General features: G+C 67.5%; 10 protein-coding genes. 4 read left to right on the top strand and 6 right to left on the bottom strand.

The annotated features are described in order from the left end of the window. The first annotated feature begins 59 nt into the window (after window positions 1-59). Complete coding sequence (locus AC1AXT_RS01635) at window positions 60-599, top strand: peptidylprolyl isomerase (RefSeq protein ID WP_476540101.1); 540 nt, start codon at window positions 60-62, stop codon at window positions 597-599. A gap of 63 nt (window positions 600-662) precedes the next feature. On the opposite strand, the gene AC1AXT_RS01640 is transcribed toward AC1AXT_RS01635, so the two are convergent. The 3 genes from AC1AXT_RS01640 to AC1AXT_RS01650 are packed head-to-tail and all read right to left on the bottom strand — an operon-like array spanning window position 663 to window position 3,821. After that, entirely contained in the window at window positions 663-3,008 is a 2,346-nt protein-coding gene (locus tag AC1AXT_RS01640; protein ID WP_476540103.1) for a RelA/SpoT family protein, read from the bottom strand. A gap of 34 nt (window positions 3,009-3,042) precedes the next feature. After that, a complete protein-coding gene (gene dut, locus AC1AXT_RS01645; RefSeq protein WP_476540105.1) occupies window positions 3,043-3,528 on the bottom strand; it encodes a dUTP diphosphatase in 486 nt (161 codons plus the stop codon). After that, window positions 3,528-3,821: a DUF4193 domain-containing protein gene (locus tag AC1AXT_RS01650; RefSeq protein WP_476540107.1), complete on the bottom strand. Its 294-nt coding sequence runs from the start codon at window positions 3,819-3,821 to the stop codon at window positions 3,528-3,530. The genes dut and AC1AXT_RS01650 overlap by 1 nt, the downstream gene beginning before the upstream one ends. A 172-nt stretch (window positions 3,822-3,993) precedes the next feature. Between AC1AXT_RS01650 and sepH the strand changes: the two genes are divergently transcribed. Next, window positions 3,994-5,079 (top strand): septation protein SepH, encoded by a 1,086-nt coding sequence (sepH, locus tag AC1AXT_RS01655; protein ID WP_476540109.1) that lies wholly within the window; start codon window positions 3,994-3,996, stop codon window positions 5,077-5,079. On the opposite strand, the gene AC1AXT_RS01660 is transcribed toward sepH, so the two are convergent. Next, a complete protein-coding gene (locus AC1AXT_RS01660; protein ID WP_476540111.1) occupies window positions 5,080-6,297 on the bottom strand; it encodes an alkaline phosphatase family protein in 1,218 nt (405 codons plus the stop codon). A gap of 91 nt (window positions 6,298-6,388) precedes the next feature. On the opposite strand from AC1AXT_RS01660, the gene AC1AXT_RS01665 reads away from it, so the two are divergent. Further along, window positions 6,389-9,103: a DNA gyrase/topoisomerase IV subunit A gene (locus tag AC1AXT_RS01665; RefSeq protein ID WP_476540113.1), complete on the top strand. Its 2,715-nt coding sequence runs from the start codon at window positions 6,389-6,391 to the stop codon at window positions 9,101-9,103. Between the two features lie 95 nt (window positions 9,104-9,198). Here the strand turns inward: AC1AXT_RS01665 and AC1AXT_RS01670 are convergent, their stop codons facing one another. Both AC1AXT_RS01670 and AC1AXT_RS01675 read right to left on the bottom strand, forming a co-directional pair. Beyond that, window positions 9,199-13,881: a DEAD/DEAH box helicase gene (locus AC1AXT_RS01670; protein ID WP_476540115.1), complete on the bottom strand. Its 4,683-nt coding sequence runs from the start codon at window positions 13,879-13,881 to the stop codon at window positions 9,199-9,201. Window positions 13,882-14,121: 240 nt separating this feature from the next. Then, complete coding sequence (locus AC1AXT_RS01675; RefSeq protein ID WP_476540513.1) at window positions 14,122-15,375, bottom strand: MFS transporter; 1,254 nt, start codon at window positions 15,373-15,375, stop codon at window positions 14,122-14,124. Window positions 15,376-15,566: 191 nt separating this feature from the next. Here AC1AXT_RS01675 and AC1AXT_RS01680 point away from each other — a divergent pair, with 191 nt between their 5' ends. Next, entirely contained in the window at window positions 15,567-16,856 is a 1,290-nt protein-coding gene (locus AC1AXT_RS01680) for a glycosyltransferase family 4 protein (protein ID WP_476540117.1), read from the top strand. The last annotated feature ends 25 nt before the right edge of the window (window positions 16,857-16,881 follow it).

Raw genomic sequence — 16,881 nt, forward strand, 5'->3', positions numbered from 1 at the left:
CTTATCGCTTCGGGTGAGCGCGCCGCATCAGGGCGCATCGGTATGCTAGGCTTCCCTCCATGAGCACTATTATCATGCACACCTCCGAAGGTGATATCAAGCTCGACCTGTTCGACGACAAGGCCCCGAACACCGTCGAGAACTTCCTTGGCCTGGCCACCGGCAAGAAGGAATGGACCGATCCGTTCACCGGCAAGAAGTCGAACAAGGCGTTCTACGACGGCCTGACGTTCCACCGCGTCATCAAGGACTTCATGATCCAGGGCGGCTGCCCGCTGGGCACCGGCACCGGCGGCCCGGGCTACGATTTCGACGACGAAATCGACCCCTCGCTGTCCTTCGACCGCCCGTACCTGCTGGCCATGGCGAATGCCGGCCTGCGCCGCGGCGCCGATGGCAAGCCCCATGGCACCAACGGCTCCCAGTTCTTCATCACGACGGTGCCGACGCCGTGGCTCAATGGCCACCACACGATTTTCGGCGAAGTCGCCGATGAAGAGTCCAGGAAGGTCGTCGACATCATCGACTCCGTGGCCACCGGCCGCGGGGACGTGCCGCTGGAACCCGTCGTCATCACCGAAATCGAAATCGTCGAATAGCCGGCGCCCCGTCATCGCGCCACGAAGGCCCCTCCCGGCGGGAGGGGCCTTTTCCATGCCCGTTCAGTGCCTGTCTTCGTCGTCGCGCCCGCGCATCGCGCGCATGCGCGGCTCGGCCTGCTCCTTCGCCCCGGTCAGGCGGTAGACGTCGTAGACTCCGTCGATGCGCCTGATGGCGGCCAGCAGCGAGTTCAGATGCTGCGGATCGGCCATTTCGAAGGCGAACTGGCTCGTGGCGACGCGGTCCGAACCGGTGGAGATCGTGCCGGAAAGGATATTGACCCCGTGGTCGGACAGCACGCGCGTCACGTCGCTAAGCAGGTGCGGCCGGTCGAGCGCCTCGACCTGGATGCGGACCATGAACACGCCCCGGCCGCCGGTCCATTCGACCTCCACGACGCGTTCCGGCTGCTGCTGGCGCAGGTAGATCATGTTGACGCAGTCGACGCGGTGGACGGAAACGCCTTCATTGCGCGTCACGAACCCGATGATGCTGTCGCCGGGCACCGGCATGCAGCAGTGCGCGAGCTTGATCCATACGTCCTTGACGCCCTTGACGGATACGCCGGCATTGCCCGCGCCCGTCTTGGGCTGCCCGGTACGCAGCGGCAGCACTTCCTGCTCGACTTCTTCGCTGACCTCGTCGGTGCCCGCATCCTTGACCAGATGGGTGATGACGTTCTGCGTCGACACCTGCCCCTCGCCGATGGCCGCCAGCACGGCGTCCGGCGTGGTGAAGCCGATGTCCTCGGCCACGCCGACCATCGCTTCAGGCGTCAGCAGCGTCGAGATCGGCAGGTTGCGCTTGCGCATGGCGCGCGTCAGCTCGTCGCGGCCTTCGTCGATGGCCTCGCTGCGGCGCTCCTTGCTGAACCACTGGCGGATCTTATTGCGGGCCTTCTGGCTCTTGACGAAGCTCATCCAGTCGCGCGACGGGCCGGCCGTTTCGGATTTGCTGGTCAGCACCTCGACGGTATCGCCATTCTCCAGCTTCGTGTCGAGCGGCACCAGCCTGCCGTTGACGCGCGCGCCCATCGTGCGATGGCCCACTTCGGTATGCACCGCATAGGCGAAATCGACCGGCGTGGCCGCCTTCGGCAGCGAGACGATCTTGCCTTTCGGGGTGAAGACATAGACTTCCTTCGACCCCAGGTCTTCCTTGAGCGAGCCGAGGAATTCGTCGGAATCGGGCGTCTCGCTGGTCCAGTCGGCCAGCTGCTGGATCCATTTGAGATTGTCGGACGCCGACAGCTCCTCGCTTTCGCCGCGCCTGCGGTCTGCGTCGTCGGGCGCCGACAGTTCGCGCCCTGCCTGCCCGTTCGCCTTGTACTTCCAGTGCGCCGCGATGCCGAATTCGGCCCGGCGGTGCATGTCCCACGTGCGGATCTGGATTTCCACCGGCTTGCCGCCGGGGCCGACGACGGTGGTGTGCAGGCTCTGGTACATGTTGAGCTTCGGCATCGCGATGTAGTCCTTGAACCGTCCCGGCACCGGGCTCCAGCGCGCATGCACGGCGCCCAGGACCGCGTAGCAGTCGCGGATGGAGTCGACGATGATGCGCACGCCCACCAGATCATAGATGTCGGAGAAATCATGGCCGCGCACGATCATCTTCTGGTAGATGGAGAAGTAGTCCTTCGGGCGTCCGGTCACGGTCGCCTCGATATGCTGCTCCTTGAGGTCCTCGTTGATCTCGGCGATGATCTGCTTGAGGTAGACGTCGCGCTGGCCCGCACGGCGCGATACGAGCACGACGATCTCGTTGTAGATCTTCGGATAGAGCACCTTGAAGCTCAGTTCCTCGAGCTCCGTCTTGATGGCGTTCATGCCCAGCCGGTTCGCCAGCGGCGCGTAGACGTCCAGCGTTTCGCGGGCCTTTTTCTGCGCGCTGGACGGCTTGACGTAGCGCCAGGTGCGCGCGTTGTGGACGCGGTCGGCGAGCTTGACGACGAGCACGCGCACGTCGCGGCTCATCGCCACGACCATCTTGCGGATGGTCTCGGCCTGGGCGGAATCGCCGTACTCCATCTTCGAAAGCTTCGTGACGCCGTCGACGAGCCCGGTAACGGTATCGCCGAACTCGGCCCGGCACTCCTCGAGCGTATAGTCGGTGTCCTCCACGGTGTCGTGCAGCAGCCCGGCCGCCACCACCAGCGGACCCATGCCAAGGTCGGCCAGGATCTGGGCGACGGCAAGGGGATGGATGATGTACGGCTCCCCGGATTTGCGGCGCTGCGTGGCATGCTGGGCGACTGCGCGGCGGTATGCCCGGGAAAGGATCGACATGTCCTCGCCGGGATGATGCTGCTGGCATGTCTTGAGAATCGGCAGCAACGGGTCGAGCGCGTTCTCGCTGATTTCGCACCCAAGCATGCTCGCCGGCTGCATTTCGCGTTCCCCCTGGGCCATCAGGTGCACCTCCGTCTCGTCGTGTAGGCCCATTCTAGGCCACGGCCGACTCAATTCCGGTCGAGCCGAATCCGCGCTCGGCCCTGTCGGAGCCCGGAAGCCGGTCGGCAGGCACGAAGACGGCTTGCACATAGCGCTGGATGACCAGCTGCGCAATGCGGTCCCCCGGATGGAACACGGCGGTATGCTCCGGATCGAGGTTGACCAAGGCCACCTTGATTTCCCCCCGGTAGCCCGCATCGATCGTGCCGGGCGCGTTGACGACCGTCACCCCCTGCTTCGATGCGAGGCCCGAACGCGGATGGACCAGCCCGACGTAGCCGGCCGGCAGCGCTATCGCCACGCCGGTGGGCACCAGCTTGCGCTCGAACGGCCTGAGCGTCACTTCCTCGCTGGCGCTCAGGTCGGCGCCCGCGTCGCCCGCATGGGCGTAGCGCAGCGTGACCGGATGGTCCGGATCGAGCGAGCGCACCAGCACCTCGGTGCGTTCCGGCTCGTTGTATGCGGGATCGAAGGTCATCAGGCTGCGCACTCCTCGCATACCGGCTGGCCGTCTTCGTCGGTGTAGGCAAGCTGGCTGCGATGCTTGACCAGGAAGCATTCCGAACAGATGAACTCGTCGCCCTGCATCGGCACGACGGTCACCGAAGCGTCCTCGTTGCTCAGGTCGGCGCCGGGCAGCTCGTAGTCTTCGGCGATGGCGTTCTCGTCATCGTCCATTCCGTTGCTGGCGTCCTGCGACCCCTTCGAGAGCGCCTGCAGCGACTCCTCATCCTCATCCGCGTTGCGCGGGGAATCATAATCCTGTGCCATGGCGACTCCTTTCGTCGTCTCGTTTGCTGTCTGCGGCTGGAGAACGCCGCGACCTGACGGCGCAACAGCGTTTTCCCCGCATAGAATACACGATTTATAACATACGTAAAGCCCGACACGGCACCGCGCGTGTAATATGTTCCATATTGTTGACATGAAAGCAGGGGGAGCAATGGCAGACGTTCCTGATGCAGTGGCCCGGTTCGACCATGTGACGCCAAGCGGCGCGCTGGCCTTCACGGCCGGGGGCCGCGAGTTTCTCGTCGAAGTCGACGACACGTTGGAACGCGCCCTGCTCGAAGCCAAGCAGATCCTGTCCGAACAGCTTGAGGAGAAGCCGGCGCCGCATGCGCCGACGCTGCCGATATCGCAGATCCAGTCGCTGATCCGCGCCGGCGCGGATCCCGACCAGGTCGCCCAGCGCTACGCGCTGTCCGCCGCGCTGGTCCGCCGGTTCTCCGCATCCGTCGAAGCGGAGAAGAAGAACGCCATCGAGCAGTTCCTGTGCGTCCCCGCGCCGCGCGAAAGCCGCATGCGCACCATCTCCGACCTGATCGACCGCACGCTGGCGGCCGCGCGCGTGCTGCCCGGCTCGGTCAAGTGGAAGGCCACGCGCCGCGGCCACGAGCCATGGCAGATCAGCGCCACGTTCCAGTCCGGCGGCCACGACGTCGTGGCCCATTGGTCCTGGAACATGCATGACAACGCCGTGACCTGCGAAAACAACGCCGCCAGCACGCTGCTGGGAGAGCGCATCCCCGCCGAAGAGACCGCGGCGAAGAAGAACGCCCAGCCCGACGTGCCGTTCCCCGTGGCGCTTGACCTGCCTGGCGATTCAGCCCGGTCGGCCCGCATCGAGATGACGGTCTCCTCATGGCGGCGCGACGAGGACGCCAGGAGCGCCTCCCAGCGCGACGACGAGCGGATGAAGGCCAGCAAGCCGGACCAGCCATCCGCCCCGGAATCTTCAGCAGACGGCATGCCGTCACCCGGGGAAGCGGCCGGGGCCGGCGCAGGCGCTCCGGCGCAGGGTGACAGCCCCGCCACCGGCGCGCAGCAGCCTGCCGCAGCCCGGCAAGAGGAAACGGCCGTCAATACGCCAGCCGCGCAGGAAGCCGTTTCCCTGGCTGGCGAGGCGGATGGCGCCCCTTCCGATGCCGATGGGCAGGCTGGCGCCGCGACGGAAAAGGCCACGAAACAGCGCCGCCATTCAGGACGCAGCGCGGTGCCGAGCTGGGACGAGATCCTGTTCGGCTGATCAGGCGACGTCGATGAAGCAGGGGATGTCCATCTCCATGCGCGTGCGCGAACCGTGGACCCCCGGCAATCTCGTAGCCCCGTCCGTCTGGGTCGCGCTGTCGACGATCGTCGCTTCCCCTGTCGCGCAGGCCACGACGTCGCCGATGACCGGCATCGCATGGGGGGCGAGCGGTCCGTAGAATCCCGCATCGGCCAGCTCGCGCTTCGTCGCTACCCAGGCATCGTCGCCCAGCCTGCGGGCCCAGCGCCTGCGGATGTCGTCGGGCTCGCAGCCGGGCTTCGCATACAGCATGACGCAGCGGGGCTCCCCTGCCGCCAAGGCGACCCCTTCATTCAATTCGGCGTCCCCCGCGATGTCGATGCGCTTGCCTGGATCGGCGCGGACCATGCCATGGTCGGCCACGATGACGATCAGCGTGCCCCGGGGCGCCATGCGCCGCAACGCCGCAAGCTGCCCGTCGACTTTCTCCAGCGCAGTCGCCCATTCCACGCCGTCCCAGCCGCTGGCATGGCCGACCTTGTCGGCTTCGCGCATGTACAGGTAGGTCAGGCCTGGTTCGCGTGCCGATTCGGCGGCCTTGCGCACGCGCTGCATCGGACGTTCGTCGCCGATATAGGAAGCGCCCCGCAACGCCGCCTTCGTCAGCGGGGAGCCGGCGAATTTCCTCAGGCCCACGCTGGTGGCGCGCATTCCCTGCGCGGCGAGGGATTCGAAGACGGTAGGCTCGCGCTGCAGGTCTTCGGGAGCCGGCGCATCGCGGAAGCCGATAAGCTGGCAGGCGCGGCCAGTCGCCGGATTGAGCTGGGTATAGCCGGCCATGGCCGTCAGCCCCGGGCAGGTGCCGGTGCCGAAGGTGGCGAGCGCGGCGACGGTGGTGCTCGGCGCGCAGGTCGAAATCGGTTGCTGGTTGGCTGGCTCCTTCATCAGCGCGCGCAGATACGGCGCGTGCGCCAGGCGCTGCGCCACGTTCCAGAACCCCATGCCGTCGACGAGCACGACGATGGCGCTGCGCGCGTCGGGAAAGCCGAGCGCCTCCTGCAAGGCGCGCGGATCGGCATGCACGGCGGTGGGGACCGGTGCGCCGATGGCCGACGAGACGGCTGGCAGCACCGCCGACAGGTGGCGCGCCCCTCCCCTGGGTCCGTCCGCATCGCCATAGGCTGCGAACGGGACGAATTCAAGAAGCTCTCCAGGGGACGGGACGTCGATGCTCATACCCCTCATTCAATCTTCTCCTCCAGACTGGTAAAATGGGCCCGTTCCGGGCAACCGCTCCGGCACGCTGGATTTTTGGGAGCAGTATTCTATGGCGTCGCGTCGCAAAACACAATCGGCCTCCTACGACCCCCGTACGGTCAAGGAGCACATCGTCGAAACCCCGCTGAACGAGGAGATGAGCAAGTCGTTCCTCGAATACGCGTATTCGGTGATCTACGCCCGCGCGCTGCCCGACGCCCGTGACGGCATGAAGCCGGTCCAGCGGCGCATCGTCTACCAGATGGGCGAAATGAACCTGTTGCCGACGCGGCCGTATATGAAGTCGGCCCGCGTCGTCGGCGAGGTGATGGGCAAGCTGCATCCGCACGGCGATTCCGCGATCTACGAGGCAATGGTGCGCCTCGCGCAGCCCTTCGCGATGCGGCTGCCGCTGGTCGATGGCCACGGCAATTTCGGCTCGCTGGACGATGGTCCGGCCGCCTCGCGCTATACCGAGGCGCGGCTTGCCCCGGCCGCGCTGGGCATGAACGCCGACATCGATGAGGATACCGTCGATTTCGTGCCGAACTACGACAACAAGCTGCGCGAACCGTCCGTGCTGCCTGCCGCCATCCCCAACCTGCTGGTCAACGGCGCCTCCGGCATCGCCGTCGGCATGGCCACGAACATGGCCACGCATAATCTCGCGGAGGTGGTCGCGGCCGCCAAATACGTCATGAAGCACCCGGACGCCACGCTGGAGGACCTGATGCGGTTCGTGCCGGGCCCCGACTGGCCGTCGGGCGGCACGATCATCGGCCAAGGTGGCATCCGCGACGCCTATGCCACCGGGCGCGGCACCGTCACGACGCGCGCCAAGAGCCATGTCGAGAACGTGACGGCGCGCAAGAAGGCAATCGTCGTCACGGAGCTGCCGTACATGGTGGGCCCCGAGCGCGTGCTCGAGCGCATTTCGGAAGGCGTCAAATCCCGCAAGCTCGAGGGCATCACCAGCGCCATCGACCTGACGGACCGCCATAACGGCACGCGGCTGGTCATCGAGGTCAAGACCGGCTTCGACCCCAACGCCGTGCTGGTGCAGCTGCTCAAGCACACACCGCTGCAGGAGAACTTCACCATCAACAACGTGGCGCTCGTCGACGGGCGCCCCCATACGATGGGGCTGCGTGAAATGCTGGACGTATGGATCGCCCACCGCCGTTCGGTGATCCGGCGCCGCAGCAAATACCGCAGGAAGAAGGCGCTGGAACGCCTGCATCTGGTGGATGGCCTGCTGCTGGCCATGGTCGACATCGACGAGGTCATCCGCGTCATCCGTTCCTCCGACGACGCGGAAGCTGCGCGCCGCCGGCTGATCGAGGCCTTCGACCTCGACGACATCCAGGCCCAGTACATCCTCGAGCTGCGGCTGCGCAGGCTGACGAGAATGAGCCGCATCGAGCTTGAAGCCGAACGCGACGACCTGCGCGCCAGGCTTGAGGAGCTCGATAAGGTGCTCTCCTCCGATGCGCAGCTTGACCGCGTCGTCGTGCATGAAATGGATGCCGCCGTCAAGGAGTACGGCACGCCGCGCCGGACCGTCATCCTCGACCCCGACGAAAGCGGGGCGCTGCGCCCGGTGCTCCCGCATGGCGACGATTCGCTCGCCGGCGAGGCGGCGGCCCTGGCCGCGAACGCCACGTCGCTGGCGTCGACGGCCGCCGACGTGGCCGCCGCGAAGAAAGCGGCCGCCAGGGGCGACGGCGAAGGCGCCGTCGCCCAGGCCCTCCAGATCGACGACGAGCCCTGCGCGATCGCGCTTGGCGCCAACGGCCTTGTGGCCCGCATGCCGGCGGCTGCTTATGGCGCCTACCGCAAGCGCACGGCCCGCACGCCCCGCGCCCAGGGCGACTGCATCATGTCGATGGCGCTGACGACGACGAGGACGCAGTATGCGCTCATCACGTCCGCCGGCCGGCTCGTGCTGGCGCATACGGTGGAATTGCCGAGCCTGCCTCTCGATGCCGGGGGCGCCGTATCCGTCCAGGGCGGCATCCGCGCCGACGAGCTGCTGCGCGCCACGCAAAGCACCAAACCGGTTGCCGGCGAGCACGTCGTCGCCATCGTACCGCTGGAATCGGGCGGCGACGGCGATGCCGGGAAGCTTCCGCCGGCGCCGCTGGCGATCGGCACGAAGCACGGCGTGGTCAAGCGCTGGAACCGCGAGGCGCCGACGACGATGGATTCCTGGAGCGTCATCGACTTGAAGGACGGCGACGAAGTGCTCGGCGCCGCCGAAGCCGAAGACGGCGACCGGATCGTGTTCATCTCCTCCGACGCCTCGCTGCTGGCCTTCGACGCGAAGAACGTGCGCCCCCAGGGGCGCAATTCCGCGGGCATGGCCGGCATCCGCCTCGCCGAGGGCTGCCAGGCCAAGGCGTTCGGGGTCGTGGAGGCGCAGGACGTGGCATGGTCGTTCACACCTGCGCAGACCGATGACGATGGCAACGTCGTCACGCCGTATGAAGCGTCCGGCGCCGTGGTGCTGACGGTGGCCGGGGATGCCGACGCGCTGGCCGGCACCGACAACGGCGCGGCAAAGCTCACCCCGCTGGAACTGTATCCCACGAAGGGCCGCGGAACCGGCGGCGTGCGCTCCCAGCGATTCCTCAAGGGGCAGAATGCGCTGCTGTTCGCCGCCGTCGGCCCCTATCCGATGGTCGCCTCCTCCGAATCCGGCCATCCCGTTGCGCTGCCTGCCGTCGACATGCGCCGCGACGGCTCGGGGACCGGCCTGGACGCCCCCATCGCAATGGCAGGGTGACTGTACGGAATCGACGCGTCCGACAGCTTCCCGGCGCATTGGCGGCGTGGCCAGCGCTGCCGGTCCGCCGCGAGCCGCTGCATGGCGGCAGGCGCCTAGCGGTAGAGCTTGAGCCCTTGCGGCGTCGGCGTGAAGCCTGCGCCGCGCAGCGCGAAGAACAACGGCGAACGCTGCGTCAGCGCTTCCCCGTTGGCTTCGGCAAAGGCGACCGGGGCGCCATGGTCGCGCTGCAGCGTGTAGGCCAGTTCATGGCAGGCGGACCCCAGCAGGCTCTCCACGTCGGTGAAGGCCATCAGCTTCCGGCCCTTCGTGTTGGCGAACAGCACCGGCACGCCATCGCGCAGCGCCACGAATGAACCCTCCCTGCGCACGGGCTTGGGGGCCGTCCGGCCGGATTGGCCGCCGTCGGCTCCTGCAGATGCCACCGGCGGCCACGAAGCGGCGCCGCCATAGATGACCGCCGGATCGATGGCGCTCAGCGTCACCGATGCCGCGGACGACGTCGCCGGCACCGCGCGCAGCGCATCGACGGTATCGCGGGTGGCGAACTGGGCCGCCCCGAATCCCTCAACGAACATGCCGCGTATCAGCAGCCCCTTGTCCTCCATGCGCTTGAGCACGGGGTATATGGCGCTGAATCCCCCCGCGATGCCGGCCTGCTCGACGATGGGCGGCGCGACGACGCCATAGCGGTCGAGCAACCCCTCCACTTCGTCGATGCGGTACTGCTCAGGGGCCACGGAAGCCGCCTCGCTGCCGGACATCGCCGCCGACACATGGCGCCACAGGCCGCCCATCGACGGCGGCAACGCCGTGCGCGCATGCATGCGGCGGCGTGTCAGCGAACGCCCGATGCCGCGGGGCTGCAATGCTTTGGAGTGGGCGGCCCCCTGCCTCCCCTTCGCCGCCGCGCCGGCTTGCCTGGCGCGCATGACGGCGACGGTGCTGTTCGTCAGCTTCCCCTGCTCCACCAGATTCCATAGGGCCGCCGCGAACCCCTGCGATGTCACGTCCGGCAATACCAGCTCTCCGGTGGCGTCGTCGACATACGGTTCGGCATGCTGCGCCCAATAGGCTTTTGCCAGTTCCATCAGCTGCGGCGCCGGGTAGGCGCCTCCCCCGGCGAGCACATGCTCGATGGCCTGTTCCAGCGTCATCCCCCCGTTCGGCTCGCCACCGGCATCCGCCGGACGCGCCGGGCCAGGCGCCATGGAAGCCGACAGCCGTTCGAGCTGCAGCGAATCGGACGGATAGAAGGCCGTCTTGCCGTCGGCATCGCCTACCCATACGACGGCGCCGGACATGACGAGCTCGTCCAGCAACGCGGGCGCATAGTCGCGTACGCGGGCCGGGAAGACGCTTTCCTCCCATGCCCGCAACGGCAACGCGACGCCTTCGAGCTGCTCAATGACGCGCAGCAGCCCGTCGGCCCCTTCATAGCGTTCGGCGCCGACCGCGCCTACGCCTTGCAGCCCGAGCAGGAACCGCTGGTAGTCCGCCGGCGTGACTGGCCGGATGGCCTTGCGCGCCGCCCGCAGCGACTGGGCGCGGATGCGCTGGAACACGTCGCGGTGCACCCATTGGCCTACGCCGTCGGGCAGCCGCCCGTCGAAGCGGCCGGACATGAGCTCGCCGCGCGCCTTGAGCTCGTCAAGCGCACGCACCGCCGTTTCGGCATCGAAGCCGCATTCATCGATCATCGTCGAAGCGATGAACGGCCCATGCGTTTTGGCGTAGCGGTTGACGCGCCCTGTAACGTCCCGTTCGTCGAGCTCGTTCCAGAACGTGCGATCCGCCAACGCGGCAGCCACGTCGTCGATGGCCGCCTCGCTCAGCACCGACGCATAGTCCGACGAGCCCAGCAGCTGCTCCAGCACGGCCGGATCAAGGCTGAGCAGCTGCGAATTGCGCTCGGCAAGCGGCGTATCGTCGTTGTACATCACCGAACCGACGAAGCCGAACATGAGCTGCTCGGCCATCGGCGACGGAAACGGCGTCGTGACGTCGCTGACGGCGATCAGGCCGGCATTGATCCGCTCCATCAGCGTCCTGAACGACGGCAGGTCGTAGACGTCCTGCAGGCATTCACGCGTCGTTTCGACGATCAGCGGGAAATTGGGAATCGGACGCGCTGCGGCCAGCAGCTGCGAGGCGCGCAGGCGCTGCTGCCATAGCGGCACGCGCTTGCCCGGATTCATGCGCGGCATATACAGGGAACGGGCGGCCACTTCGCGGAACCGCGAGGCGAACAGCACGCTTGAACCGACCTGTTCGGCGACGATGCGCGCCGCTTCGTCGGCATCGAAGCGGATGATCGACGGGATGTCGATTGCGCCGTCGCCGTCGGGCAGCTTGATGACGATGCCGTTGTCGGCGGCGAAGATCTGCCCGGAGAAACCGTAGCGCTGCTGCAATCTCGCGTTGATGGCCAGCGCCCATGGCTCATGCACCTGCCGTCCATACGGCGAATGGACCAGCACCGTCCAGTCGCTCTCTTCGTCCTGCGTGCGTTCGACGACGATGTGCGCGCCGTCCGGCACGTTGCCGGTAGCCGCCTGCTGCTGGGACAGGAACTGGGCGAGATTCTCGATGGCGCCCCCGTCGAACCCGTCGCGCTTCAGGCGTTCCATCGTCTCCTCGTTGAAGGGGGTTTCGTCGCCCAGCGCCGCCGTCATGTCGCCGATCCACTGCCCCTGCGCCTGCCCGAACGCGAAGCTGCGGCCGGCCTGGTCGCCGTGCCAGAACGGCAGCCTTGCGCTGCGGCCCGGAGCGGGGATGACGATGACGCGGTCGTTGGTGATTTCCTGCACCTGCCAGGTCGACGTGCCCAGCGTGATGATGTCGCCCACGCGCGTTTCGTATACCATTTCCTCGTCGAGCTCGCCGACGCGCCTCGGTCCCTTGCCGCCGTCCGCCTGGGGAAGCACGACGGTATACATGCCGCGGTCCGGAATCGTGCCGCCGCTGGTCACGGCAAGGCGCTGCGCGCCGGGACGCGGGGAAATCATGCCGGAATCCGCGTCGAGCATGAGCGGCGGCTTGAACGCCGAGAAGTCCTCGGATGCATAGGCGCCGGTCAGCATCCCGACGACCCCGTCGAACAGCTCGCGCGGCAACGTGGCATACGGGGCTGCCCGTCGCACGAGCGCGAACCATTCGTCGGCGTTGATCGGCTCGATGCTGGCTGCCGCGACGGTGTGTTGCGCGAGCACGTCGAGCGCGTTCGCCGTCATATGCATCGGCTCCAGCGCCCCGGCGTTCATCGCCTCCACCGCGGCGCCCGCTTCGGTCAGTTCGCGCCGTGTCAGCGGGTAGATCAGCGCATGGCTGGTGCCCCCGACCTTGTGGTCGGCGCGCCCGACGCGCTGCAGCCCCGACGATACCGACAGCGGCGGCGCGATCTGGATGACCAGGTCGACCGATCCCATATCGATGCCCAGTTCGAGGCTGCTGGTCGCGACGACGCAGCGCAGCTTGCCGCGCTTCAAATCGTCTTCGATCTGCTTGCGCCGGTCCTTCGATACCGAGCCATGGTGCGCCATCGCGATGACGTCGTCCGGATCGGGCGAGCCGACCAGCATCGACGTCGAGCCATACGAACTGCGCCGGTGCGCCGGCTCGTCCGGACCGTCGCCTTTCTGGCCCCACGCCTCGAACTCGCGTTCAGGGTGCATGCGCTGCGCATACAGGTCGTTGATCTGCGCCGTCAGCCGTTCGGCGACGCCGCGCGAATTGACGAATACGAGCGTCGTCCTGTGCGCCAGGATCTGGTCGAGCACGCTCGCCTGCACCTGCGGCCAGATCGAGAACGTCTTCTGCTCACCCCGGGCTGCCGTGGGAGCCGGCGGCAGCCCGGGTCCCGGCGCGTTGCCGCCTTCCTGGCTGCCGGCGCTTCCTTCGCGCCGTTCGGCCGCCCGGCGCATCGCCGGCGTCACCCCGGAAATCCGCGGCGCGGCGGCATCCGCGGCGCACGGGCTTTTCAGCCGGCCCCCGTCGGGCATGCGCCCCGCCGCATCGACGACTTCGAGCTTGAGATGCGGGGGCGCCGCGGCGTTGACAACGGTGACGTCATGCGGGCCGCCAAGGAACTTCGCGATCTGGTCGACCGGATTGACCGTCGCCGACAGGCCGATGCGCTGCGCCTTGGCCTCCAGCAGCGCGTCGAGCCGTTCAAGGCTCAGCGCCAGATGCGCGCCGCGCTTGCTGGGCGCGACGGCATGGACTTCGTCGATGATGACGGTATCGACGGTTTTCAGCACGTCGCGCGCCTTCGATGTCAGCATCAGGTACAGCGACTCGGGGGTCGTGACGAGGATGTCGGGAGGGTTGCGCGCAATGGCGGCCCGTTCCTGGGCGCTCGTATCGCCGCTGCGCATCGCGATGCGGATTTCAGGCGCCTGGAGCCCGTCGGCTTCGTACTGCGCGCCGATGCCGGCCAGCGGCGTTTCCAGGTTCTTCGCGACGTCGACGCCGAGCGCCTTCAACGGCGATATGTAGAGGACCTTGACGCCTTTGTTCCTGCGCCTGCCCCGTTTCGCCCGCGCGTTGCCGTCCGCCTGCACAGTGCCTGCCGTCTGCGCCTTGGCGGCGAGCAGGCGGTCGATTGCGGCGAGGAACGCCGCGAGCGTCTTGCCCGATCCGGTCGGCGCAATGACCAGCACATCGTCGCGCCGCTGGATTGCGGGCCACGCCTGCGCCTGCGCCTGCGTGGGCGCGCCGAATGCGCCCGCGAACCATTCGCGGGTAGGCTCGCTGAAGCCCTCAAGACCATCGAACATATGTTCTACCCTACTCCTTTGGACACATGCCCATGCCGCGCCGCCGTCGCCGTTCCCCGCACAGCGTGACCGGCTGCGCGCCACGACGCCTGACACCCCCGACCCCCGGACGATCCCAGGACGGCGCCGAGCAGTCCGGACACCCCGGATCCCGATGCGCCGCCGTTAAGGCAAACGGACATCCAGAGAGCAGGAACGGCCGGCGCGGGACTTCGCGCGCCGGCCGCTTGCATTGCGCCCTCAGCGGCGCACGCGGCGCCGCAGCGCCTCATGCATCGCCACCATCAGCGCAAGCAGCGCCAATACATACCAAGGCAGCAGCCGGATCGACACATGCTGCGCCAGCACGCCGAACAGCGCCGGCATCGCCAGCGTGCCGACATAGGCGAACGCCATCTGCACGCCGACGATGGCCTGCGATTTGTCGGCCCCGAAATAGGACGGCGTCGAATGGATGACGCATGGGTAGATCGGCGCGCAGCCCAGGCCCAGCACGACGAATGCAATGAGCGAGGCGGCCGGATTGGAACCGCCAAGCAGCAGGATGAGCACGCCGACGGCCAGCAAAGCCTGCCCGAGCCGGATCATGGCCGGATCAGGCAGCTTCATCGTCACGAAGCCGCTCAGGAACCGTCCGGCGGTGATGCCGATGAAGAACAGGCTCGCGTATTCGGCGGCTTTCGCGGCGGAAAAGCCGTCCACCTGGTGCATATAGCTCGACGCCCACAGGATGCAGGTCTGCTCGATGGCGCAATAGCAGAAGAACATCGTCAGGATCTGGGGCGCTCCGGCGAGCTTCAAGACGCCCAGCAGCCCCAGCGGCCGGGGCGCGTCCGCCTCTTCGGCGCGGGCGGCTCCCGCGGCATTGCCGGCCGGCGCGATGGCGCCTGCGTCGTCGCTCATCTGCGGCTGCGTCGACGCGCGCACGGCCTGCGGCGCCGACCGGCCCCGGTTTTTCCACAGCGGCAGCGACAACGCCAGCACCGCCGTCAGCGCCAGCTGGATGAACCCGATGGTCCGGTAGCCACCCTGCCATCCGCGCTGCGCTTCGATGGCGAAGCTCATGATGTACGGTCCGGCCAGCGCTCCCACTCCCCACATGCAATGCAGCCAGCTCATGTGCCGGCTGGCGTAGTGCACGGCGACGTAGTTGTTCAGCGCCGCATCGACGCCGCCGGCGCCCAGGCCGTAGGGAACGGCGAGCGCGATCAGGGCCCAGTAATTCGGCGCGAACGAGAACCCGAAGAGCGCGGCGCAGGTCAGCGCGACGGAGCATGCGGTGACCTTGCCGGCGCCGAACCGCAGCGTCATGCGGTCGGACAGCAGCGCCGACACGATCGTGCCGGCGGCTATCGTCATCGAGATGCCGCCTGCCCAGCTCAGCGGGGCGTCCAGCGACACGCTCATCGTAGGCCACGCAGCGCCGAGCAGCGAATCCGGCAGTCCCAGCGAAATGAACGCAAGGTAGATGACAGCGAGCAGCAGGCTGGCCATGGCGCCTCCAATGGACATGACGACGGGGATTGCCTTAGATTATAGAGTTCCCCCGTGCATCCGCATCCGCCCCGTTGCATTATCGCGATACAATCGCGCACGATGTTGACAGTGCACTGCCTGGCATGCGCAGCCGGGCGCCAGCACAGGGAAAAAGGGCCGTGGCATGTGCGGCGCGTAAGCTGGGACGCATGGGCTTTGCTAACGAACGGGAACCGCTGACAATCGGATTCGTTTTCGACGATACGCTGGATGTGCTCGACGGCGTGCAGCAGCACATCGTCACGCTCGGCGAGGAGCTATCCCGTCGCGGACACACCGTGCACTACCTGGTCGGGGAAACGCATGACTCGCCGGTGCCGAACACGCATTCGCTGGCGCGCAACGTCAAGGTGACGTTCAACGGCAACCAGATGCGCATCCCGAGGCCTGCCGACCCGCGGGCGATCCGGCGCGTGCTGGACGCCAACCATTTCGACATCCTGCATATCCAGGCACCCTACAGCCCGTTCATGGGCGGCGTCGTGCTGTCGAACGCCGATCCGTCGACCGGCGTCGTGGCGACCTACCATATCGCATCGGCCAATCCGCTGGCGCAGGCCGGAGGCGCCGCCCTCGGCCTGATCAACGGCTTCACGCATCGCCGCGTCGACGAGGTCATCGCCGTCTCCCAGGTGGCGGCCCAATACGCCACCGCCACGGCGCATGTGCGCGGCACCGTCATCCCCAACCCGGTGAACGTGGACAGGTTCCGCCAGGCGGCCAGCGCCGGGGCGCCGGGCCCCATCGACGCGATCATGAACCTGAAGGTGCCGTTCCTTGAATCGGTCACGCTCGGCTCGCTGCTGCCTGGGCGCCGTCCGCGCCAGCATGCGCCGGCCAATCAGGCAGCCCCGATGCCGGCCCATGGCAACCACATCGTGTTCCTCGGCCGTTTCGTGGAGCGCAAGGGCGCATCGTTGCTGATCGACGCGCTGGCCTATGCCGAACGGCACGGCATGCTGCCCTATGGCACGCATGTCTCCTTTGCCGGCAAGGGCCCGCTGCTCGAGGAATGCAAGGCGCGGGCGAAGGCGCTGGCCACGCCGGTGGAATTCCTTGGCTTCGTACAGGAGCGCGACAAGCCGGCCCTGCTCGCCAGCGCGGACGTGGCCGTATTCCCGTCGACCGGCGGCGAAAGCTTCGGCATCGTGCTGCTGGAGGCGATCGCTTCGGGCGCCGGCGTGACGCTGGGCGGCGATAACCCCGGCTACCGTTCGACGTTCCGGGGCGATGAGGACATGCTGTTCGATGTCACGCCTGAAGGCCATGCCCAGGCTCTGGCGGGGAAAATCGCGAAGGCGCTGACGGATGCCGGCTGGGCGCGGGACGTGCACGCCCGCCAGCAGCGGCTGCTTGCCCGCTACGACGTGTCGACGGTGGCCGACCAGGTCGAAGCGGTATACCGGCGCGCATTGGGCCGCCGGCGCGGTGCGCAGTGACGCACAGTGCGCTGCCACGCGCTCC

The organism is Bifidobacterium sp. LH_450, from assembly GCF_056356715.1.

Bases quoted from the DNA above. Each gene is read 5' to 3' on its own strand.
- AC1AXT_RS01635 (WP_476540101.1), top strand. From the start codon at position 60: ATGAGCACTATTATCATGCACACCTCCGAAGGTGATATCAAGCTCGAC.
- AC1AXT_RS01640 (WP_476540103.1), bottom strand. From the start codon at position 3,008: ATGGCCCAGGGGGAACGCGAAATGCAGCCGGCGAGCATGCTTGGGTGC.
- dut (WP_476540105.1), bottom strand. From the start codon at position 3,528: ATGACCTTCGATCCCGCATACAACGAGCCGGAACGCACCGAGGTGCTG.
- AC1AXT_RS01650 (WP_476540107.1), bottom strand. From the start codon at position 3,821: ATGGCACAGGATTATGATTCCCCGCGCAACGCGGATGAGGATGAGGAG.
- sepH (WP_476540109.1), top strand. From the start codon at position 3,994: ATGGCAGACGTTCCTGATGCAGTGGCCCGGTTCGACCATGTGACGCCA.
- AC1AXT_RS01660 (WP_476540111.1), bottom strand. From the start codon at position 6,297: ATGAGCATCGACGTCCCGTCCCCTGGAGAGCTTCTTGAATTCGTCCCG.
- AC1AXT_RS01665 (WP_476540113.1), top strand. From the start codon at position 6,389: ATGGCGTCGCGTCGCAAAACACAATCGGCCTCCTACGACCCCCGTACG.
- AC1AXT_RS01670 (WP_476540115.1), bottom strand. From the start codon at position 13,881: ATGTTCGATGGTCTTGAGGGCTTCAGCGAGCCTACCCGCGAATGGTTC.
- AC1AXT_RS01675 (WP_476540513.1), bottom strand. From the start codon at position 15,375: ATGGCCAGCCTGCTGCTCGCTGTCATCTACCTTGCGTTCATTTCGCTG.
- AC1AXT_RS01680 (WP_476540117.1), top strand. From the start codon at position 15,567: ATGGGCTTTGCTAACGAACGGGAACCGCTGACAATCGGATTCGTTTTC.